Here is a 24763-nt window from a genome sequence, read left to right as displayed (position 1 = left end):
ACTGTTTATATTTTCCATGAATTAATGAAATATAATTATGGACAGAGGTGGTGCTGGTATAAGTTGGAAACACACAACTTCAGGCCATGAATACAAACAACCAGACGTTCAGGCCAGTGCTTCAGGGAGAGGGCAATACAGGCATGGCACCGTCAGAAAGGTGAATGTGCCACCGTCCTATATCCAAAAGCGTAATGAATGTCATCCTGCTGCTGACGCCTGCTCTGCTAACCATCCATCAGGACATTTAATAAAACCTGTTCATGGTTTTAATGTTCTCATCACACCAGAAAAAATGGATTGGCTGGCGGGGATATCTGCTCGTTATGGTGACCACGATGATGGTAGAAATCATGGTCAATTTGCCTGTTCAATCAAACGGTACACATCAGAGGCAAAACGACCATTAAATCATAGTGAACAACGCCAACTGATACCATCGTTGCACTATTTTAAAGTGACACCCTGGTGGTCCTGGCGAAGTCTGACAACAACGCTGCATTCATTTACTTCCGCGGGTGTTTTTACCCCTCATAAATACATGGATGAGGGGGACAGGGAAACTCAAGCCGCTTTACTGTCAACTTTACTTGATGCATTAATCCTTAAGTGCAACCAAAAAACTGAAGCCAGTGATATTGATGTACAAGGTATCGCCAACCTACTGTGGGCCTCGGCAAAACTGGTGGACAATGGGCTGGTGCTGGAGAAGACGCCGAAGCTGAAAGAGGCCGTGGCCGCGCTATTGCCCCATGTACAAACCAAAGCCGAATCAAAAGTAGACCACTTCAATCCACAGGAAGTCACCAACCTGCTGTGGTCGGTGGCAAAATTGGTGGGTAATGGGCTGAAGCCGGAGAAGATGCCGAAGCTGAAAGAGGCCGTGACCGCGCTGTTGCCCCATGTGCAAACCAAAGCCGAATCAAAAAAAGAAAAAGACCACTTCAAGCCACAGGAAGTTGCCAATCTACTGTGGGCACTGGCTAAACTGGCGGACAATGGGCTAACGCTGGAGAAGACGCCGAAGCTGAAAGAGACTGTGACCGCGCTGTTGCCCCATGTGCAAACCAAAGCCGAATCAAAAAAAGAGAAAGACCACTTTACTCCTCAGCATATCGCCAACCTGCTATGGGCCCTGGCGAAACTGGTAGACAATGGGCTGGCGCTGGAGAATACGCCGAAGCTGAAAGAGGCCGTGACCGCGCTGTTGCCCCATTTGAAAACTAAAGCCGAATCACAAGAAGAGAAAGACCAATTCAAGCGACAGGAAGTCGCCAACCTGCTGTGGGCCTTGGCGAAACTGGTGGAAAACGGGCTGGAGCTGGAGAAGACAGCAGATATCAAAGAGGCCGTGACCGTGCTGTTGTGCCATGTGCAAACCAAAGCCGAATCAAAAGAAGGGAAAGACCACTTTACTCCTCAGCATATCGCCAACCTGCTATGGGCCCTGGCGAAACTGGTAGACAACGGGCTGGAGCTGGAGAAGACACCGAAGCTCAAAGAGGCCGTGGCCGCGCTGTTGTGCCATGTGAAAACCAACGCCGAATCAAAAGAAGAGAAAGACCACTTCAACACTCAAGGTATCGTCAACCTGGTGTGGGCCGTGGCGAAACTGGCGGACAATGGGCTGGAGCTGGAGAAGACACCGAAGCTCAAAGAGGCCCTGGCCGCACTGCTGCTCCATGTGAAAACCAAAGCCGATTCAAAAGAAGAGAAAGACCACTTTATTCCTCAGCATATCGCCAATCTGCTGTGGGCCTTGGCAAAACTGGGTGAGGCCATTGAGCTGAACCTGGTTAAATCTACGTTTGATTCTCTTGTCGACAGAATCAGTGAAAACCCTCAGCTCTCTGAGCAATGTATATGGATGTCTCTCTGGGGAGTCATGGTATTCTGTGCCAGGTTTTATCTGTACTATGGTAGCCATAATAAAAATTCCCTTGAAAAGCATATAGGTGAACTATTTTCTTGCCTGGAAAATACATCCCCGGGCAATACAGAGGTTCAAACCGTCATTGCCATGGCCGCAAGTTGGCTTGGGAGGCCGTGTCCGGTGGCCCCCAATTACCAGACAATCATTTCACAATCTCAAACCAACTTCCGCGACCAACTGCAATCAAGCTTTCCGTCTTTGAAGATTGAAGAAGAAAAGAGTCTGAATTCATTACCTCCGGTTGACCTGCGACTGCCCGATTACAACATGGTTATCGACATTCAGGGACCTTCTCATTACGTGAGTGGTGATTTCAAAACCAGGAATGGCTCGACGTTGCTGAAAGTCGCCCTGCTGCAAAAAGCAGGATATGAGGTCATTGAAATCCCGGTGAACAAGCTTGATAACCAGGATTCAATGAAAATAGTTATTGAACAAATCAAGGCAAAGTTAGCCGTCCTGCCAGAGGCTCATGGCTCTGTGCCACTTAACAGCGGCGAATGGGTGGCAGATGAGGCATATTTTACGGCCGATGATGGAGGGCAATTTTCAGATGACTGTTATTTTACCGCCGAAGAATATTTAGAAGAGCAAACCAAAAAGCCCAAAAAAAGAAAAAGAAAGAGAAAAAAGCCAGTAAAAACTGCTGCCTGCTGATGCCGTAGAATAGTCTACTTTTTATATTTTCAATGAATTAATGAAATATAATTATGGACAGAGGTGGTGCTGGTATAAGTTGGAAACACACAACTTCAGGTAATGATTATAAACGACCGGATGATCATGCCGGTGCTTCAGGGAGTGGGCAATACGGGTATGCCACAGTCAGGCAGGTGAATGTACCACGCCCCTATCTCCGGAAGCATAATGAATGTCATACTGCTTCTGACGCCTGCTCTGCTAACGATCCATCAGGACATTCAATAAAACCTGTTCATGGTTTTAATGCTCTCATCACACCAGAAAAAATGGATTGGCTGGTGAGGGTATCTGCTCGTTATGGTGATCACTATGATGGTAAAACACACAGTCAATTTGCCTGTTCAATCAAACAATACACATCAGGGGCAAAACGATTATTAAATCAAAGTGAACAATGCCAACTGATACCAGTGTTGCACAATTTTAAAGTGACACCCGGGTGGACCTGGCGAAGCCTGACAACAACGCTTCATTCGTTTACTTCAGCGGGTGTTTTGACCCCTCATAAATACATGAATAAGGAGGATAGGGAAACTCAAGCCGCTTTACTGTCAAATTTACTTGATGCAGTAATGCATAAGTGCAACCAAAAACCTGAAACCAGGGATATTGATGCACAAGGTGCCGCCAACCTGCTGTGGGCCCTGGCGAAACTGGTGAACAATGGGCTGGAGCTTGAGAAGACACCGAAGCTCAAAGAGGCCGTGGCCGCGCTGTTGCCCCGGGTGAAAACCAAAGCCGAATCAAAAGCAGAGAAAGACCATTTCAAGCCACAGGAAGTCGCGAACCTGCTGTGGGCCATGGCGAAATTGGTAGACAACGGACTGGAGCTAAAGAAGACAGCGCAGCTCAAAGAGGCCGTGGCCGCGCTGTTACTCCAGGTAAAAACCAAAGCCGAATCAACAGCAGAGAAAGACCACTTTAATGCCCAGCATATCGCCAACCTGCTGTGGGCCGTGGCGAAATTGGTGGACAATGGGCTGGGGTTGGAGCAGACACCGAAGCTCAAAGAGGCCCTGGCTGCGCTGCTGCCTCAGGTGAAAACCAAAGCCGAAGCAAAAGAAGAGAAAGACCGCTTCAAGACACAGGAAGTCGCCAATCTATATTGGTCCATGGCAAAACTGGTGGACAATGGGCTGGAGCTGGAGAAGACACCGAAGCTCAAAGAGGCTGTGGCCGCATTGTTGCCCCATTTGAAAGCCAAAGCCCAGGCAAAAGAAGAGAAGGAACACTTTATTCCTCAGCATATCTCCAACCTGCTGTGGGCCCTGGCGAAGCTGATAGACAACGGGCTGGAACTGGAGAAGACACCAAAGCTCAAAGAGGCCGTGGCCGCACTGCTGCCCAAGGTGAAAAACAAAGCTGAATCAAAAGAAGAGAAAGACCATTTTATCCCTCAGCATATCGTCAATTTGCTGTGGGCCGTGGCGAAACTGGTGGACAACGGGCTGGAGCTGAAGAACACAGCGAAACTCAGAGAGGCCGTGGCCGCGCTATTACCCCAGGTGAAAATCAAAGCCGAATCAAAAGAAGAGAAAGACCACTTTATGCCTCAACACATCTCCAACCTGCTGTGGGCCATGGCGAAATTGGTGGACAACGGACTGGAGCTGACGAAGACAGCGACGCTCAAAGCGGCCCTGGTTGCACTGCTGCCTCAGGTGAAAATCAAAGCCGAATCAAAAGAAGAGAAAGACCACTTCAAGTCACAGGCAGTCGCCAACCTGCTGTGGGCGCTGGCGAAACTGGTGGACAACGGGCTGGGGAACACACCGAAGCTCAATGAGGTCGTGGCCGCACTGTTGCCCCAGGTAAAAACCAAAGCTGAATCAAAAAAAGAGAAAGACCACTTCAACACTCAAGGTAGCATCAACCTGCTGTGGGCCTTGGCAACACTGTTGGACGACGGGCTGGTGCTGGAGAAGACAGCGAAGCTTAAAGAGGTGGTGTCTGTGCTGTTGTATCATGTGAAAACCAAAGCGGAATCAAAAGAAGATAGAGACGACTTCAACACTCAAGGTACCATCAACCTGCTGTGGGCCATGGCGAAACTGGGTGAGGCCATTGAGCTGAACCTGGTTCAATCTACGTTCGATTTTCTTGTCGACAGAATCAGTAAAATCCGTCAACTCTCTCAGCAAAATTTATCGATGTCGCTCTGGGGAGCCATGGTATTTTGTGCCAGATTTTATCTGGACTCAGATAGCAATAAAAGCTCGCTTGAAAAGCACATAGGTGAACTACTGTCCTGCCTGGGTAATACACCCCCGGGCAATAAACAGGTTCAATCCGTCATTGCCATGGCCGCAAGCTGGCTTGGCAGAGCGTGCCCGGTGGTCCCCCATTACCAGATAGTCATTTCAGAATTGCAATCCACTTTCCGCGACCAACTCCAATCAAGCCTTCCGTTGTTGAAGATTGAAGAAGAAAAGAGTCTGAACTCATTACCTCCGGTTGACCTGCTGCTGCCAGATTACAAAGTGGTTATCGATGTTCAGGGACCCTTTCATTACGTGAGTGGTGATTTCAAAACCAGGAATGGCTCGACGTTGCTGAAAATCGCCCTGCTGCAAAAAGCAGGATATGAGGTTATTGAAATCCCGGTGAACAAGCTTGATAACCAGGATTCAATGAAAATAGTTATTGAGCAAATAAAGGCAAAGTTAGCTGTCCTGCCAGAGGTTAATGGCTCTGCTTCGCTTAACAGCGGCGAGTGGGCGGCAGACGAGGCATATTTTACTGCCGATGATGGAGGGCAATGTTCAGATGACTGCTATTTTACCGCTGAAGAATATTTAGAAGAGCAAATAAAAAAGCCCAAAAAAAGAAAAAGGAAGAGAAAAAAGCCAGTAAAAACTGCTGCCTGCTGATGCCGTAGAATAGTCTACTTTTTATATTTTCCATGAATTAATGAAATATAATTATGGACAGTGGTGGTTCTGGTATAAGTTGGAAATACACAACTTCAGGTAATGATTACAAAAAACCAGACGCTCAGGCCACTGCTTCAGGGAGTGGGCGATACAGGCATGGCACAGTCAGAAAGGTGAATGTGCCACCGTCCTATATCCAGAAGCGTAATGAATGTCATCCTGCTTTTGACGCCTGCTCTGCTAACCATCCCCCAGGACATTCAGTAAAACCTGTTCATGGTTTTAATGCTCTCATCACACCAGAAAAAATGGATTGGCTGGCGGGGGTATCTGCTCGTTATGGTGATCGCTATGATGGTAGAGATCACGGTCAATTTGCCTGTTCAATCAAACGGTACACATCCGGGGGAAAACGACCATTAAATCATAGTGAACAACGTCAACTGATACCATTGTTGCACGATTTTAAAGTGACACCCCGGTGGTCCTGGCGAAGCCTGACAGCAACGCTTCATTCATTGACTTCAGCGGATGTTTTGACTCCTCATAAATACCTCGATGAGGGTGGTAAGGAAACTCAAGCAGCTTTACTGTCAACTTTACTTGATGCAGTAATATTTAAGTGCAACCAAAAACCTGAAGCCAGGGATATTGATGCACAAGGTATCAGCAACCTGCTGTGGGCCTTGGCAAAAATGGTGGACAATGGGCTGGAGCTTGAGAAGACACCGAAGCTGAAAGAGGCCGTGGCCGCGCTGTTGCCCCATGCGAAAACCAAAGCTGAGTCAAAAGAAGAGAAAAATCACTGTATTCCTCAACAAATTGCTAATCAGCTGTGGGCCTTGGCGAAACTGGTGGATAACGGGCTGGAGCTGGTGAAAACACCGAAGCTGAAAGAGGTCGTGGCCGCACTGTTGCCCCAGGTGAAAACCAAAGCTGAATCTAAAAAAGAGAAAGATCACTTCAAGCCACAGGAAGTCGCCAATCTATTGTGGGCGGTGACGAAACTGGTGGACAATGGTCTGAAGCTGGAGAAAACGCCGAAGCTTAAAGAGGCTGTGGCCGCGCTGTTGCCCCATGTGAAAACCAAAGCCGAATCAAAAGAAGAGAAAGACCACTTCAACACCCAGGCTACAGCGAACCTGCTGTGGGCCTTGGCGAAGCTGGTGGATAACGGGTTGGAGCTGAAGAAGACAGCGCAGTTCAAAGAGGCCTTGGCCGCGCTGTTGTCCCGTGTGAAAAACAAAGCCGAATCAAAAGAAGACAAAGGTCTCCTTATTTCTCAGCATATTGTCAACCTGCTGTGGGCCTTGGCGAAACTGGTGGACAATGGGCTGAAACTGGAGAAGACACCGAAGCTCAAAGAGGCCGTGGCTGCGCTGTTGCCCCATGTGAAAACCAAAGCTGAATCAAAAGAAGAGAAAGACGACTTCCAGCCACAGGGCGTCGCCAACCTGCTGTGGGCGGTAGCGAAACTGGTGGACAACGGGCTGGCGCTTGCGAAGACACCGAAGATCAAAGAGGTTGTGGCCGAGCTGTTGCCCCATGTGAAAAACAAAGCCGAAGCAAAGGAAGAGAAAGACCAACTTATTCCTCAGCATATCACCAACCTGCTGTGGGCTGTAGCGAAACTGGGTGAGGCCATCGAGCTGAACCACGTTAAATCTACGTTCGATTTTCTTGTCGACAGAATCCGTAAAAACCCTCAACTCTCTCAGCAAGATATATCGATGTCTCTCTGGGGTGTCATGGCAGTCTGTGCCAGATTTTATCTGGATTCAGGCAGTAACAATAAACACTCCCTTGAAAAGCACATAGGTGAACTATCTTCTCGCCTGGAAAATACATTTCCGGACAATACTGAGGATCAATGCATCATTGCCCTGGCTGCAAGTTGGCTTGGGAGAGCGTGTCCGGTCGTCCCTTATTACACGACAATCACTTCACAATCTCAATCCTCCTTCCGCGATCACCTCCAATCGAGCTTTCCGTCTTTGAAGATTGCAGAAGAAAAGAGACTGAACTCACTACCTCCGGTCGATCTGCTACTGCCAGATTACAACATGGTGATCGATATTCAGGGACCTTTTCATTATGTGAGTGGTGATTTCAAAACCAGGAATGGCTCGACGTTGCTGAAAATCGGCCTGTTGCAAAAATTAGGATTTGAGGTCATTGAAATACCGGTGAACAAGCTTCGGAAACAGGATTCAATGAAAATAGTTATTGAGCAAATAAAGGCAAGGTTAGCCGTCTCACCAGAGGCCTATGGTTCTGTGTCAATTAATAGCGACGAGTGGGTGGCAGATGAGGCATATTTTACTGCCGATGATGGAGGGCAATTTTCAGATGACTGTTATTTTACTGCCGAAGAATACTCAGAAGAGCAAACAGGTAAACCAAAAAGAAAAAGGAAACGAAAAAAGTTGGTAAAAACTCATTTACACAAGCACTAATTAAACTTATAGACATTTCAGCAAGATGAACTATAAACAAGACAGCAGTCTACTTTTTATATTTTTCATGAATTATTGAAATATAAATATGGATAGGAGCGGTGCAGGTATAAGCTGGAAATACACAACTTCAGGTAATGATTATAAACAACCGGATGATCATGCCGGTGCTTCAGGGAGTGGGCAATACAGGTATGGCACAGTCAGGCAGGTGAATGTGCCACTACGCTATACCCAAAAGCGTAATGAATTTTATCCTGCTTCTGATGCCTGCTCTGCTAACCATCCACCAGGCCATTCAATAAAACCTGTTCATGGTTTTAATGCCCTCATCACACCAGAAAACAAGGATTGGCTGGCAGGGGGATCAGCTCGTTATGGTGATCGCTATGATGGTAGAAATCATGGCCAATTTGCCTGTTTAATCAAACAGTACACATCAGGGTCAAAACGACCATTAAATCATAGTGAACAACGTCAACTGATACCATTGTTACACGATTTTAAAGTGACGCCGGGGTGGTCTTGGCGAAGTCTGACAACAACGCTTCATTCATTGACTTATGCGGGTGTTTTTACCCCTCATAAATTCATGAATGAAGGGGATAGGGAAATTCAAGCCGCTTTACTGTCAGCGTTACTTGATGCATTAATCCTTAAGTGCAACCAAAAAACTGTAGCCAGTGATATAGATATACAAGGCATCGCCAACCTGCTGTGGGCCTTGGCGAAACTGGCGGACAATGGGCTGGAGCTGAAGAAGACTCCGAAGCTGAAAGAGGCCGTGACCGCGCTGTTGCCCCTTGTGCAATCCAAAGCTGAATCAAAAGTAGACCACTTCACGCCACAGGAAGTCGCCAACCTGCTATGGGCCATGGCGAAACTGGTGGGCAATGGGCTGAAACTGGAAAATACGCCGAAGCTCAAAGAGGCCGTGGCCGCGCTATTGCCCCGGGCGAAAACCAAAGCCGATTCAAAAAAAGACCAATTCAAGCCACAGGAATTCTCCAATCTACTGTGGGCCGTGGCGAAACTGGTGGACAATGGGCTGAAGCTGGAGAAGACGCCGAAGCTCAAAAATGTCGTGGCAGCGTTGTTGCCCCAGGTGAAAAACAAAGCAGAATCAAAAGAAGAGAAAGACCACTTGAACGCTCAAACCATCGCAAATCTGCTGTGGGCCTTGGCGAAACTGGTGGATAACGGGTTGGCGCTGGAGAAGACAGCGCAGCTCAAAGAGGCGGTGGTTGCGCTGTTGCCTCATGTGAAAACCAAGGCCGAATCAAAACAAGAGAAAGACCACTTTATCCCTCAGCATATCGCCAACCTGGTGTGGGCCGTGGCAAAACTGGTGGACAATGGTCTGGCGTTGGAGAAGACAACGAAGCTCAAAGAGGCCGTGGCCGCGCTATTACATCATGTGAAATCCAAAGCCGAAGCAAAAGAAGAGAAAGACCACTTTATCCCTCAGCATATCTCCAACCTGCTGTGGGGCATGGCTAAGCTGGTGGATAACGGGCTGAAGCTGGAGAAGACAGTGAAGCTCAAAGAGGCCGTGGCCGCGTTATTACCCCATGTGAAAAGCAAAGCCGAATCAAAAGCAGAGAAAGATCACTTTGTGCCTCAGCATATCGCTAACTTGCTGTGGGTCATGGCGAAACTGGTCGAGAACGGGCTGGAGCTGGAGAATACTCCGAGGCTGAAAGAGGCCTTGGTCGCGCTGTTGCACCATGTGAAAATCAACGCGGAATCAAAAGAAGAGAAAGACCACTTCAAGCCACAGGGAGTCTCCAACTTACTGTGGTCCTTTGCGAAACTGGTAGACAATGGGCTGGAGCTGGAGGAGACTCCGCAGCTGAAAGAGGCCGTGGTCGCGTTGTTGCCCCATGTGAAAACCAAAGCCGAATCAAAAGAAGAGAAAGGCCACTTCACCACTCAAGGTGCCATCAACCTGCTTTGGGCCCTGGCAACACTGTTGGACAATGGGCTGGTGCTGGGTCAGACAGCGAAGCTTGAAGAGGCCGTGCCTGCGCTGCTGTATCATGTGAAAATCAAAGTTGAATCAAAAGAAGAGAGAGACGACTTCAACACTCAAGGTACAGTCAACCTGCTGTGGGCCCTGGCGAAACTGGGTGAGGCCATTGAGTTGAATCTGGTTCAATCTACGTTCGATTTCCTTGTTGACAGAATCAGTAAAAACCCTCAACTCTCTCAGCAAAATATATCAATGTCGCTCTGGGGAGTCATGGTATTCAGTGCCAGATTTTATCTGGACTCAGGTAACAATGATAAAAACCCGCTTGAAAAGCACATAGGTGAACTTTTTTCTCGCCTTGAAAATACCTGTCCGGACAGTACCGAGGTTAAAACCGTCATGGCCATGGCCGCAAGTTGGCTTGGAAAAGCCTGTCCGGTGCTCCCCGATTACCAGATATCCATTTCAGAATTACAATCCACTTTCCGCGACCAACTCCAGTCAAGCCTTCCGTTGTTGAAGATAGAAGAAGAAAAGAGTCTGAACTCATTACCTCCGGTTGACCTGCGACTGCCAGATTACAACATGGTGATCGACGTTCAGGGACCTTTTCATTACGTGAGTGGTGATTTCAAAACCAGGAATGGCTCGACGTTGCTGAAAATCACCCTGCTGCAGAAATTGGGATTTGAGGTTGTTGAAATCCCGGTGAACAAGCTTAATAACCTGGATTCAATGAAAATAGTTATTGAGCAAATCAAGACAAAGTTAGCTGTCCTGCCAGAGGCCCATGACTCTGTGTCACCAGACAGGGAAGAGGAGGCGGCAGATGAAGTATATTTTACTGCCAATGAAGACGGACAATGTTCAGATGACTGTTATTTTACTGCCGAAGAGTGTTTAGAAGAGAAAACAGGTAAACCAAAAAGAAAAAGGAAGAGAAAAAAGTCGGTAAAAACCCATTTACTTAAGCAGCAATTACACAGGAGTTGATAGACATTCAAGCAAGATGGGCTATAAACAGGCCAGTAAGTAGTTAACCAAATGAAATCATATATTTCTGACTAAGTGGGCAGTCACTCTGCGGCGTTGCAACTCCGGTCACATAGCTACGGCTATGCTCCCTACGTTGCGCCTTGCATAGTAACTGTCCACTTAGCCAGAAATATACGATTCCATTTGGCCAACTACTTAGTCTTCTTTTTATATTTTCCATGAATTAATGGAATATAAATATGGATAGAGGCGGTGCTGGTATAAGTTGGAAATACACGACATCAGGTAATGATTATAAACAACCGGGCAGTCATGCTGATTCTTCAGGGAGTAGGCGATATCGACATCGCACAGCCAGGCAGGCGAATGCTCCACTCCCCTATATCCCGGGGCGTAATGAATTTTATCGTGCTTCTGGCACCTGCTCTGCTGACTATCCGCCAAGACATTCAGTAAAACCTGTTGATGATTTTAAAACTCTCATCACTCAAGAAAAAATGGATTGGCTGGTGGGGATATCTACTCATTATGGTGATTACTATGATGGTAAAAAACACAGTCAATTTGCCACTTTAATTAAACAATACGCATCAGCGTCACAACGATCTTTAAATCACAGTGAACAACGCCGACTGATACCCTTGTTGCACGATTTTAAAACGACACCCGGGTGGACTTGGCGAAGCCTGGCGACAACGTTTCATTCATTTACTTCAGCGGGTGTTTTTACCCCTCATGAATACATGGATGAGTGGGTTAAGGAAGCTCAAGCTGCTTTACTGTCAACTTTACTTGATCCAGTAATACTTAAGTGCAACCAAAAACCTGACGCCAGGGATATTAATGCACAGGGTACCGTCAACCTGCTGTGGGCCCTGGCAAAACTGGTGGACAATGGGCTGGCGCTGGAGAAGACAGCGAAGCTGAAAGAGGCCGTGGTTGCGCTGTTGCCCCATGTGAAAACCAAAGCCGAAGCAAAAGAAGAGAAAGACTGCTTCAACACTCAAGGTACCACTAACCTGCTGTGGGCCCTGGCGAAACTGGTGGACAATGGGCTGGCGCTGGAGAAGACACCGAAGCTGAAAGAGGCCGTGGCTGCGCTGTTACCCCAGGTGAAAACCAAAGCCGAATCAAAAGCAGAGAAAGACCGCGTCAACAATCAAGATACCGCTAATCTGCTGTGGGCCCTGGCGAAACTGGTGGACAACGGGCTGAAGCTGGAGAAGACGCCGAAGCTCAAAGAGGCCGTGGCTGCGCTGTTGCCCCATGTGAAAACCAAAGCTGAATCAAAACAAGAGAAAGACCACTTTATTCTTCAGCAGATCGCCAACCTGCTGTGGGCCCTGGCGAAACTGGTGGACAACGGTCTGGCAGTGGAGAAGACAACGAATCTCAAAGAGGCCGTGGCTGCACTAGTACACCTTGTGAAAACCAAAGCCGAATCCAAAAAAGAGAAAGACCACTTCAATCTACAGGAAGTCACCAATCTACTGTGGGCCGTGGCAAAACTGGTGGACAACGGACTGGAGCTGGAGAATACAGCAAAGCTCAAAGAGGCCGTGTGTGCGCTGTTACCCTATGTGAAAACCAAAGCCGAATCAAAAGAAGAGAAAGACCACTTCAGGCCACAGGCAGTCGCCAACCTGCTGTGGGCCGTGGCGAAACTGGTGGACAACGGTCTGGAGCTGGAAACGAAGCTCAAAGAGGTTGTGGTCGCACTGTTGCTCCAGGTGAAAATCAAAGCAGAATCAAAGAAAGACCACTTTATTTCTCAGCATATCGCCAACCTGCTGTGGGCCTTGGCAAAACTGGTGGACAATGGGCTGGAGAAGACAGCGAAGCTCAAAGAGGCCGTGAACGCGTTGTTGCCCCATGTGGCAACCAGGGCCGAATCAATAGAAGAGAAAGACCACTTCAAAACTCAAAGTATTGCCAACTTACTGTGGGCCGTGGCGAAACTGGTGGATAACGGCCTGACGCTGGGGAAGACAGTCAAGCTTAAAGAGACCGTGGCCGCGCTGTTGCCCCGTGTGATAACCAAAGCCGAATCAAAAGAAGAAAAAGACCACTTCAACCCACAGGCAGTGGCCAACCTGCTCTGGGCCATGGCGAAACTGGTGGATAACGGGCTCAAGCTGGAGAAGACAGCGAAACTCAAAGAGGCCGTGGCTGCGCTGTTGCCCCAGGTGAAAACCAAAGCCGAATCAAAAGAAGAGAAAGACCGCTTCAAGTCTCAAGGTACCGTCAACCTGCTGTGGGCCGTGGTGATACTGGTGGACAACGGGCTGGAGCTGGAGAAGACCCCGAAGCTCAAAGAGGCCCTGGCCGCGCTGTTGTACCATGTGAAAACCAAAGCCGAATCAAAAGAAGAGAAAGACCACTTCAACACTCAAGGTACCGCCATCCTGCTATGGGCCCTGGCGAAACTGGGTGAGGCCATTGAGCTGAACCTGGTTAAATCTACGTTCAATTTTCTTGTTGATAGAATCAGTAAAACACCGCAGCTCTCTCAGCAAAGTATATTGATGTCTCTCTGGGGAGTCATGGTATTCTGTGCCAGGTTTTATCTGGAATCAGGCAGTAATGATAAACACTCCCTTGAAAAGCACATAGGCGAACTATTTTCTCGCCTGGAAATTACATCCCCGGGTAATGAGGATCAATCCATCACTGCCATGGCAGCAAGTTGGCTTGGGAGAGCGTGTCCGGTGGTTCCCGATTACCAGACACTCATTTCACAATCTCAGTACACCTTACGCGATCAACTCCAATCAAGCCTTCCTTCGTTGAAGATTGAAGAAGAGAAGAGTCTGAACTCATTACCTCCGGTTGACCTGCTACTGCCAGAGTACAACATGGTTATCGACGTTCAGGGACCTTCCCATTACGTGGGTGGTGATTTCAAAACCAGGAATGGGCCGACTTTGCTGAAAATCGCCCTGCTGCAAAAATCAGGATTTGAGGTCATTGAAATCCCGGTGACCAGGCTTGTGAATCAGGATTCAATAAAAATAGTTATTGAGCAAATAAAGACAAAGTTAGCCGTCCCGCCAGAGGCTTATGGCTCTTTGTTACAGAACATCGGCGAGGGGGCAGAAGATGAGGCATACGTTACTGCCGAAGAAGGAGGGGAATTTTCCGATGACTGTTATTTTACTGCCGAAGAATATGTAGAAGAGCCAACAAAAAAAACAAAAAAGAGAAACAGGAGGAGAAAAAAGTCAGTGAAAACGGCTGACTGATGATGCCATAGAGTAGTCTACTTTTTATATTTCCCATGAATTAATGAAATATAATTATGGACAGAGGCGGTGCTGGTGTCAGTTGGCAATGCGCAACATCAGGTAATGATTATAAACAACCGGATGATCATACCGATTCTGCAAAAAGTGGGCGATACAGACATGGCACAGTCAGGCTGGTGATTGCGCCACTGCCCTATATCCAGAGGTGTAATGAACGTCATCCTGCTTCTGATGCCTGCTCTGCTAACCGTCCACCAGGACACTCAATAAAACCTGATCATGGTTTTAATGCTCTCATCACAAAAGAAAAAATGGATTGGCTGGAGGGGGCATCTACTCATTATGGTGATCGCTATGATGGTAAAAAACACAGTCAATTTGCCACTTTAATTAAACAATACACATCAGCGTCACAACGACCTTTAAATCACAGTGAACAACGTCAACTGATACCCTTGTTGCACAATTTTAAAGCGACACCCGGGTGGACTTGGCGAAGCCTGACGACAACGTTTCATTCATTTACTTCAGCGGGTGTTTTTATCCCTCATAAATACATGGATGAGTGGGTTAAGGAGGCTCAAGCTGCTTTACTGTCAACTTTACTTGATCCAGTAATACTTAAGTGCAACCAAAAACCTGAAGCCAGGGGTATTGATGCAATGGGTACCGTCAACCTACTGTGGGCCCTGGCAAAACTGGCGGACAATGGGCTGGCGCTGGAGAAGACAGCGAAGTTGAAAGAGGCCGTGGTTGCGGTGTTGCCCCAGGTGAAAACCAAAGCCGAATCAAAAGAAGAGAAAAACCGTTTCAACACTCAAGGTACCGCTAACCTGCTGTGGGCCCTGGCGAAACTGGTGGACAATGGTCTGGCGCTGGAGAAGACACCGAAGCTGAAAGAGGCTGTGGCTGCGCTGTTACCCCAAGTGAAAACCATAGCCGAATCAAAAGAAGAGAAAGACCGCGTCAACACTTTAGATACCACTATCCTGCTGTGGGCCTTGGCGAAACTGGTGGACAACGGGCTAAAGCTGGAGAAGACGCAGAAGCTCAAAGAGGCCGTGGTTGCGCTGTTGCACCATGTGAAAACCAAAGCCGAAGCAAAAAAAGAGAAAGACCACTTCAAGCTAAAGGAAGTCGCCAGTCTACTGTGGGCCGTGGCAAAACTGGTGGACAACGGACTGGAGCTGGAGAAGACAGCGAAGCTCAAAGAGGCCGTGTGTGCGCTGTTGCCCTGTGTGAAAACCAAAGCCGAATCAAAAGAAGAGAAAGACCACTTCAAGCCACAGGCAGTCGCCAACCTGCTGTGGGCAATGGCGAAACTGGTGGACAACGGGCTCGAGCTGGAGAAGACAGCGAAGCTCAAAGAGGCCGTGGCCGCGCTGTTGCCCCAGGTGAAAACCAAAGCAGAAGCAAAAAAAGACCACTTTATTCCTCAACATATCGTCAACCTGCTGTGGGCCGTGGCAAAACTGGTGGACAATGGGCTGGAGAAGACAGCGAAGCTCAAAGAGACCGTGAGTGCGTTATTGCCCCATGTGGCAATCAAGGCCGAATCAAAAGAAGAGAAAGACCACTTCAAAACTCAAGGTATTGCCAGCTTGCTGTGGGCCGTGGCGAAACTGGTGGATAACGGCCTGTCGCTGGAGAAGACAGTGAAGCTCAAAGAGACCGTGGCCGCGCTGTTGCCCCATGTGAAAATCAAAGCCGAATCAAAAGAAGAGAAAGACCACTTCAAACCACAGGCAGTGGCCAACCTGCTGTGGGCAATGGCGAAACTGGTGGACAACGGGCTCGAGCTGGAGAAGACACCGAAGCTCAAAGAGGCCGTGGCCGCGCTGTTGTACCATGTGAAAACCACAGCTGAATCAAAAGAAGAGAAAGACCGCTTCAAGTCTCAAGGTACCATCAACCTGCTGTGGGCCGTGGTGATACTGGTGGACAACGGGCTGGAGCTGGAGAAGACACCGAAGCTCAAAGAAGCTCTGGCCGCGCTGTTGTACCATGTGAAAACCAAAGCCGAATCAAAAGAAGAGAAAGACCACTTCAACACTCAAGGTATCGCCAACCTGCTGTGGGCCCTGGCGAAACTGGGTGAGGCCATTGAACTGAACCTGGTGAAATCTACGTTCGATTTTCTTGTTGACAGAATCAGTAAAACACCTCAGCTCTCTCAGCAAAGTATATTGATGTCTCTCTGGGGAGTCATGGTATTCTGTGCCAGGTTGTATCTGGAATCAGGCAATAATGATAAACACTCCCTTGAAAAGCACATAGGCGAACTATTTTCTCGCCTGGAAAGTACATCCCCGGGCAGTATAGAGGATCAATCCATCATTGCCATGGCTGCAAGTTGGCTTGGGAGAGCGTGTCCGGTGGTTCCCGATTACCAGACATTCATTTCACAATCTCAATCCACCCTCCGCGATCAACTCCAATCAAGCCTTCCTTCGTTGAAGATTGATGAAGAAAAGAGTCTGAACTCATTACCTCCGGTTGACCTGCTACTGCCAGAGTACAACATGGTGATCGACGTTCAGGGACCTTCCCATTACGTAGGTGGTGATTTCAAAACCAGGAATGGGCCGACGTTGCTGAAAATCGCCCTGCTGCAAAAATCAGGATTTGAGGTCATTGAAATCCCGGTGACCAGGCTTGTGAACCAGGATTCAATAAAAATAGTTATTGAGCAAATAAAGACAAAGTTAGCCGTCCCGCCAGAGGCTTATGGCTCTTTGTTACAGAACAGCGGCGAGGGGTCAGTAGATGAAGCATACGTTACTGCCGATGAAGGAGGGGAATTTTCTGATGACTGTTATTTTACCGCCGAAGAATATGTAGAAGAGCCAACAGAAAAAACAAAAAAGAGGAACAGGAGGAGAAAAAAGTCAGTGAAAACGGCTGACTGACGATGCCATCGAGTAGTCTACTTTTTATATTTCCCATGAATTAATGAAATATAATTATGGACAGAGGCGGTGCTGGTGTCAGTTGGCAATGCGCAACATCCGGTAATGATTATAAACAACCGGATGATCGTACCGATTCTGCAAAAAGTGGGCGATACGGGCATGGCACAGTCAGACAGTTGGATGCGCCGCTCGCCTATATCCGGGAGAGTAATGAATTTTATGCTGCTTCTGACGCCTGCTCTGCTGACCATCCACCAAGACATTCAATAAAACCTGTTCATGGTTTCAAAGCTCTCATCACACCAGAAAAAATCGATTACATGATGAAGATATCTACTCATTATGGTGATCACTATGATGGTAATAAACACTGTCAATTTGCCCTTGCAATCAAACACTACACTTTATCGTCAAAACGCCCCTTGCATCATAGTGAACAACGCCAACTGATACCGTTGTTGCACGATTTTAAAGCGACACCCGGGTGGACCTGGCTAAACCTGGCGACAACGTTTCATTCATTTACTTCAGCGGGTGTTTTTACCCCTCATAAATACATGGATGAGTGGGTTAAGGAAATCCAGGCTGCTCTACTGTCCACTTTACTTGATCCTGTAATACATAAGTGCAACCAAAAACCTGACGCCAGGGGTATTAATTCACAGGGTACCGTCAACCTGCTGTGGGCCGTAGCAAAACTGGTGAACAATGGGCTGGCACTGGAGAAGACAGCGAAGCTGAAAGAGGCCGTGGTTGCGCTGTTGCCCCTGGTGAAAACCAAAGCCGAATTAAAAGAAGAGAAAGACTGCTTCAACACGCAAGGTACCGCTAACCTGCTGTGGGCCCTGGCGAAACTGGTGGACAATGGTCTGGCGCTGGAGAAGACACCGAAGCTGAAAGAGGCCGTGGCTGCGCTGTTACTCCAGGTGAAAACCAAAGCCGAATCAAAAGAGGAGAAAGAGCACTATAACACTCAAGGTACCGCTAATCTGCTGTGGGCCCTGGCGAAACTGGTGGACAACGGGCTGAAGCTGGAGAAGACGCCGAAGCTCAAAGAGGCCGTGGCCGCGCTGTTGCCCCATGTGAAAACCAAAGCCGAATCCAAAAAAGAGAAAGACCACTACAAGCCACAGGAAGTCGCCAATCTCCTGTGGGCCATGGCAAAACTGGTGGACAACGGACTGGAGCTGGAGAAGACAACGAAGCTCAAAGAGGCCGTGTGTGCGCTGTTGCCCTATGTGAAAACCAAAGCCGAATCAAAAGAAGAGAAGGACCACTTCACGCCACAGGCAGTCACCAACCTGCTGTGGGCAATAGCGAAACTGGAGGAAAACGGGCTTGAGCTGGAGAAGAGAAAGAAGCTCAAAGAGGCTGTGGCCGCGCTGTTGCGCCAGGTGAAAACCAAAGCAGAAGCAAAGAAAGACCACTTTATTCCTCAGCATATCGCCAACCTGCTGTGGGCCATGGCGAAACTGGTGGACAATGGGCTGGCGCTGGAGAAGACAGCGAAGCTCAAAGAGGCTGTGAGCGCGCTGTTGCCCCATGTGGCAACCAAAGCCGAAGCAAAAGAAGAGAAAGACCGCTTTAAAACTCAAGGTATTGCCAACTTGCTGTGGGCCTTGGCGAAACTGGTGGATAACGGGTTGGAGCTGGAGAAAACACCGAAGCTCAAAGAGGCCGTGGCCGCGCTATTACCACATGTGAAAATCAAAGCCGAATCAAAAGAAGAGAAAGAGCACTTTATTACTCAGCATATCGCCAACCTGCTGTGGGCCCTGGTGAAACTGGTGGAAAACGGGCTGGAGAAAACACCGAAGCCCAAAGAGGCCGTGGATGCGCTATTGCCCCATGTGAAAACCAAAGCCGAATCAAAAGAAGAGAAAGATCACTTCAAGCCACAGGCAGTCGCCAACCTGCTGTGGGCGCTGGCGAAACTGGTGGACAACGGGCTGGGGCTGGAGAAAACACCGAAGCTCAAAGAGGCCGTGGCCGCGCTGTTGCCCCATGTGAAAACCAAAGCCGAATCAAAAGAAGAGAAAGACCGCTTCAAGTCTCAAGGTATCATCAGCCTGCTGTGGGCCGTGGTGATACTGGTGGACAACGGGCTGGAGCTGGGGAAGACACCGAAGCTCAAAGAGGCCCTGGCCGCGCTGTTGCCCCATGTGAAAACCAAAGCCGAATCAAAAGAAGAGAAAGACCACTTCAGCACTCAAGGTACCGCCAACTTGCTATGGGCCCTGGCGAAACTGGGTGAGGCCATTGAGCTGAACCTGATTAAATCTACGTTAGCTTCTCTTGTCGACAGAATCGGTGAAAACCCTCAATTCTCTCAACAAGATATATTGATGTCTCTCTGGGGAGTCATGGTATTTTGCGCCAGGTTTTATCTGGAATCAGGAAGTAATGATAAACACTCCCTTGAAAAGCACATAGGCGAACTATTTTCTCGCCTGGAAAATACATCTCCGGGCAGTATAGAGGAGCAATCCATCATTGCCATGGCTGCATGTTGGCTTGGGAGAGCGTGTCCGGTCATCCCTTATTACACGACAAGCACTTCACAATCTCAATCCACCTTCCGCGATCACCTGCAATCGAGCTTTCCGTCTTTGAAGATTGAAGAAGAAAAGAGTCTGAACTCATTACCTCCGGTCGATCTGCTACTGCCTGATTACAACATGGTGATCGATATTCAGGGACCTTGCCATTACGTGGGTGGTGATTTCAAAACCAGGAATGGTTCGACTTTGTTGAAAATCGCTCTGCTGAAAAAATCAGGATTTGAGGTCATTGAAATCCCGGTGCCCAGGCTTGGGAACCAGGATTCAATGAAAAGAGTTATTGAGCAAATAAAGACAAAGTTAGCCATCCCGCCAGAGGCTCGTGGCACTGTTTCACTTAACAGCGGCGAGGAGGCGGCAGATGAGGCATACGTTACCGCCGATGAAGGAGGGCAATTTTCAGATGACTGTTATTTTACTGCCGAAGAATATGTAGAAGAGCAAACAAAAAAACCAAAAAAGAGAAAAAGGAAGAGAAAAAAGCCAGTAAAAAATACTGCCTGATGATGCCACAGAGTAGTCTACTTTTTATATTTCCCATGAATTAATGAAATATAATGATGGACAGAGGCGGAGCTGGTATCAGTTGGCGATGCGCAACATCAGGTAATGACTATAAAAAACCGGATGATCGTACCGATTCTGCAAAAAGTGGGCGATACAGACATGGCACAGTCAGACTGGTGATTGCGCCACTACCCTATATCCAGAGGTGTAATGAGCGTCATCCTGCTTCTGATGCCTGCTCTGCTAACTGTCCACCAGGACACTCAATAAAACCTGATCATGATTTTAATACTCTCATCACACAAGAAAAAATGGACTGGCTGGTGGGGGTATCTGCTCGTTACAGTGATCGCTATGATGGTAAAAAACACAGTCAATTTGCCACTTTAATTAAACAATACACATCAGCGTCACAACGACCTTTAAATCACAGTGAACAACGCCGACTGATACCCTTGTTGCACAATTTTAAAGCGACACCCGGGTGGACTTGGCGAAGCCTGATGACAACGGTTCATTCATTGACGTCAGCGGGTGTTTTTACCCCTAATAAATATATGAATGAGAAAAGTCAGGAAGCTCAGGCAGCGTTATTGTCAACGTTACTTGATGGAGTAATAGTTAAGTGCAAGCAAAAACCTAAAGCCAGGGATATTGATGCTCAAGGTACCGCCAACCTGCTGTGGGCCCTGGCAAAAATAGTTGGTAACGGGCTGGAGCTGGAGAAAACACCGAAGCTCAAAAAGACCGTGGCTGCGCTGTTGCCCCTGGTGAAAATCAAAGCCGAATCAAAAGAGGGGAAAGATCACTTTATTCCTCAGCATATCGCCAACCAGCTGTGGGCAGTGGCAAAATTGGTAGATAACGGGCTGGAGCTGGAGAAGACACCGAAGCTCAAAGAAGTTGTGGCCGCGCTGTTGCTCCATGTGAAAACGAAAGCCGAATCAAAAGAAGAGAAAGACCACTTCAAGCCACAGGAAGTCACCAACCTGCTGTGGGCTCTGGCGAAACTGGTCGAAAACGGGTTGGATCTGGAGAAGACAGCGCAGCTAAAAGAGGCCGTAGCCGCGCTGTTGCACCATGTGAAAATTAAAGCTGAATCAAAAGAAGAGAAAGACCACTTTAATCCTCAGCATATCGCCAACCTGCTGTGGGCGGTGGCGAAATTGGTAGACAATGGTCTGAAGAAGACACGGACGTTCAGAGAGGCCGTGGACGCGCTGCTGGCCAATGTGAAAACCAAAGCCAAATCAAAAGAAGAGAAAGACCACTTTATTCCTCAGCATATTATCAACCTGCTGTGGGCTGTGGCAAAATTAGTGGACAACGGGCTGGGGCTGGAGAAAACACCCAAGCTCAAAGAGGTCGTGGCCGCGCTGTTACCCCATGTGAAAACCAAAGCCGAATCAAAAGAAGAGAAAGACCACTTTATTGTTCAGCATATCGCCAATCTGCTGTGGGCGGTGGCGAAATTGGTAGACAACGGGCTGGAGAAGACAGCGCAGCTAAAAGAGGTCGTCGCCGCGCTGCTACCCCATGTGAAAACCAAAGCCGAATCAAAAGCAGAGAAAGACCACTTTATTCCTCAGCATATCGCTAACCTGCTGTGGGCCGTGGCAAAACTGTTGGACAACGGGCTGGAGAAGACAGCACAGCTGAAAGAGGCCGTGGCCGCGCTGTTACCCCATGTGCAAACCAAAGCCGAAGCAAAAGAAGAGAAAGACCACTTCAAGCCACAGGCAGTCACCATCCTGCTGTGGGCCGTGGCAAAACTGGTGGAGAACGGGCTGGAGCTGGAGAAGACAGCGAAGCTCAAAGAGGCCCTGGCCGCGCTGTTGCGCCATGTGAAAGCCAAAGCCGAATCAAAAGAAGAGAAAGACCACTTTATTCCTCAGCATATCGCCAACCTGCTGTGGGCCGTGGCAAAACTGGTGGAGAACGGGCTGGAGCTGGAGAAGACAGCGAAGTTCAAAGAGGCTGTGGTCGCACTGTTGCCACATGTGCAAACCAAAGCCACATCAAAAGAAGAGAAAGACCAATTCAAGCCACAGGAAGTCGCCAACATGATATGGGCCGTGGCAAAACTGGGTGAGACTATTGAGCTGAATGTGGTTAACTCAACGTTAGCTTCCCTTCTCGGCAAAATCAGCGAAAACACCCCGCTCTCTCATCAAGGTAGATGGATGTCTCTGTGGGGAGTCATGGCATTCTGTGCCAGATTTTATCTGACCTACGGTAAAAATAATAAAAACTCGCTTGAAAAGTATATCGGTGAACTATTTTCTTGCCCGGGAAATACCCCCTCAGGCAATACCGAGGATCCATCCATTATTGCCATGGTCACAAGTTGGCTGGGGATAGCGTGTCCGGTGGTTCCCCATTACCGAACAAACACTTCACAATTACAATTCACTTTTCACGATCAACTCCGATCAAGCCTTCCGTCTTTGAAGATTGAAGAAGAAAAGAGTCTGAACTCATTACCTCCGGTTGACCTGCTATTGCCAGATTACAACATGGTGATCGACGTTCAGGGACCCTCCCACTACGTGGGTGGTGATTTCAAAACCAGGAATGGTTCGACTTTGTTGAAAATCGCTCTGCTGAAAAAATTAGGATTCGAAGTCATTGAAATCCCGGTGTATAAGCTTCATAACCAGGATTCAATGAAAATAGTTATTGAGCAAATAAAGACAAAGTTAGCCATCCCGCCAGAGGCTCGTGGCACTGTTTCACTTAATAGCGGTGCGGAGGCGGCAGATGAGGCATACGTTACCGCCGATGAAGGAGGGCAATTTTCAGATGACAGTTATTTTACTGCCGAAGAATATGTAGAAGAGCAAACAAAAAAACCAAAAAAGAGAAAAAGGAAGAGAAAAAAGCCAGTAACAACTGCTGCCAGGTGACGCCGTAAAGTAGTCTACATTTTATATTTCCCATGAATTAATGAAATATAATGATGGACAAAGGCGGTGCTGGTGTCAGTTGGCAATGCACAACATCAGGTAATGATAATAAAAAACCGGATGATCGTACCGATTGTTCAAAAAGTGGGCGATGCTGCCATGGTACAGTCAGACAGTTGGACGCGCCACTCGCCTATATCCGGGAGAGTAATCAATTTTATGCTGCTTCTGACGCCTGCTCTGCTGACCATCCACCAAGACATTCAATAAAACCTGTTCATGGTTTCAAAGCTCTCATCACACCAGAAAAAATAGATTACATGATGAAGATATCTACTCATTATGGTGATCACTATGATGGTAAAAAACACAGTCAATTTGCCTGTTCAATCAAACAATACACTTCAGCGTCAAAACGACTTTTGAATCATAGTGAACAACGCCAACTGATACCTTTGTTGCACGATTTTAAAGCGACACCCGGGTGGACCTGGCGAAGTCTGACGACGACGTTTCATTCATTTACTTCAGCGGGTGTTTTTACCTCTCATAAATACACGGAAGAGTGGGTTAAGAAAACTCAAGCGGCTTTACTGTCCACTTTACTTGATCAAATAATACTTAATTGCAACCAAACACTTGAAGCCAGGGATCTTGATGTACACGGTATCAATAACCTGCTGTGGTCCGTGGCGAAACTGGTGGACAACGGGCTGGAGCTGGAGAAAACACCGAAGCTCAAAGAGGCTGTTGCCGCACTGTTGATCCATGTTAAAGCCAAAGCCAAATCACCAGAAGAGAGCGAACACTTTATTCCTCAGCATATCAGCATCCTGCTGTGGTCGGTGGCGAAACTGGTGGACAACGGGCTGGAGCCGGACAAGGCAACGATGCTCAGAGAGGTCGTGGCCGCGCTGTTGCCCCATGTGAAAGCCAAAGCTAAATCAAAAGAAGAGAGAGACCACTTTATTCCTCAGCATATCAGCATCCTGCTGTGGGCCCTGGCGAAATTGGTGGACAAGGGGGTGGAGAAGACTCCAAAGCTCAAAGGGACCGTGGCCGCGTTGTTGCCTCATGTGAAAACCACAGCAGAATCAAAAGAAGAGAAAGAGCACTTTAACACTCAAGGTATCGCCAACCAGCTGTGGGCCTTCGCGAAACTGGTGGACTACGGACTGGAGCTGGAGAAGATACCAAAGCTCAAAGAGGTTGTGGCTGCACTGTTGCCCCATGTGAAAACCAAGGCTGAATCAAAACAAGAGAAAGACCACTTTACTCCTCAGCAGATCGCCAACCAGCTGTGGGCCCTGGCGAAACTGGTGGAGAAGGGGCTGGAGCTGGAGAGCACTCCGAAGCTCAAAGAGGCTGTGGCCGCGCTGTTGCCCCATGTGAAAACCAAAGCCGTATCAAAAGCAGAGAAAGACCACTTCAACACTCAAGCTACCGCCAACCTGATGTGGGCCCTGGCGAAACTGGTGGAGAACGGGCTGGAGCTGGAGAAGACAGCGAAGCTCAAAGAGGCCCTGGCTGCGCTGTTGCACCATGTGAAAGCCAAAGCCGAAGCAAAAGAAGAGAAAGGCCACTTCAACACTCAAGCTACCGCCAACCTGCTGTGGGCCGTGGCAAAACTGGTGGAGAACGGGCTGGAGCTGGAGAAGACAGCGCAGCTAAAAGAGGCCCTGGCCGCGCTGTTGCGCCAT

General features: G+C 48.2%; 9 protein-coding genes. All 9 read left to right on the top strand.

Annotated elements, in window-relative coordinates; translation table 11 throughout:
• Positions 1-37: 37 nt before the first annotated feature.
• Positions 38-2590, top strand: coding sequence for an RAP domain-containing protein (locus CX664_RS17230; protein WP_101747940.1), 2553 nt, complete (start codon positions 38-40; stop codon positions 2588-2590).
• Positions 2591-2643: 53 nt separating this feature from the next.
• Positions 2644-5505: an RAP domain-containing protein gene (locus CX664_RS17225; protein ID WP_101747939.1), complete on the top strand. Its 2862-nt coding sequence runs from the start codon at positions 2644-2646 to the stop codon at positions 5503-5505.
• A gap of 53 nt (positions 5506-5558) precedes the next feature.
• Positions 5559-7964, top strand: a complete 2406-nt coding sequence (locus CX664_RS17220) for an RAP domain-containing protein (RefSeq protein ID WP_101747938.1) — start codon at positions 5559-5561, stop codon at positions 7962-7964.
• An 88-nt stretch (positions 7965-8052) separates the two neighbouring features.
• Positions 8053-10929: an RAP domain-containing protein gene (locus CX664_RS17215; RefSeq protein WP_101747937.1), complete on the top strand. Its 2877-nt coding sequence runs from the start codon at positions 8053-8055 to the stop codon at positions 10927-10929.
• 242 nt (positions 10930-11171) lie between these two features.
• Positions 11172-14174: an RAP domain-containing protein gene (locus tag CX664_RS17210; RefSeq protein ID WP_101747936.1), complete on the top strand. Its 3003-nt coding sequence runs from the start codon at positions 11172-11174 to the stop codon at positions 14172-14174.
• Between the two features lie 56 nt (positions 14175-14230).
• Positions 14231-17086, top strand: a complete 2856-nt coding sequence (locus CX664_RS17205; RefSeq protein ID WP_101747935.1) for an RAP domain-containing protein — start codon at positions 14231-14233, stop codon at positions 17084-17086.
• Between the two features lie 56 nt (positions 17087-17142).
• The gene (locus CX664_RS17200) at positions 17143-20154 is read left to right on the top strand and encodes a DUF1601 domain-containing protein (protein ID WP_101747934.1); all 3012 of its coding nucleotides are present in this window, start codon (positions 17143-17145) and stop codon (positions 20152-20154) included.
• Positions 20155-20207: 53 nt separating this feature from the next.
• The gene (locus tag CX664_RS17195; protein ID WP_101747933.1) at positions 20208-23063 is read left to right on the top strand and encodes an RAP domain-containing protein; all 2856 of its coding nucleotides are present in this window, start codon (positions 20208-20210) and stop codon (positions 23061-23063) included.
• A 50-nt stretch (positions 23064-23113) separates the two neighbouring features.
• Positions 23114-24763, top strand: a 1650-nt coding sequence (locus CX664_RS17190) for a hypothetical protein (protein ID WP_219622221.1), incomplete at its 3' end; no start/stop codon positions are given.

Source organism: Endozoicomonas acroporae (assembly GCF_002864045.1).
Classification (GTDB): Bacteria; Pseudomonadota; Gammaproteobacteria; order Pseudomonadales; family Endozoicomonadaceae; genus Endozoicomonas; species Endozoicomonas acroporae.
The sequence above is the reverse complement of the archived record's forward strand: the minus strand, read 5'-3'. Positions and strand labels throughout refer to the sequence as shown.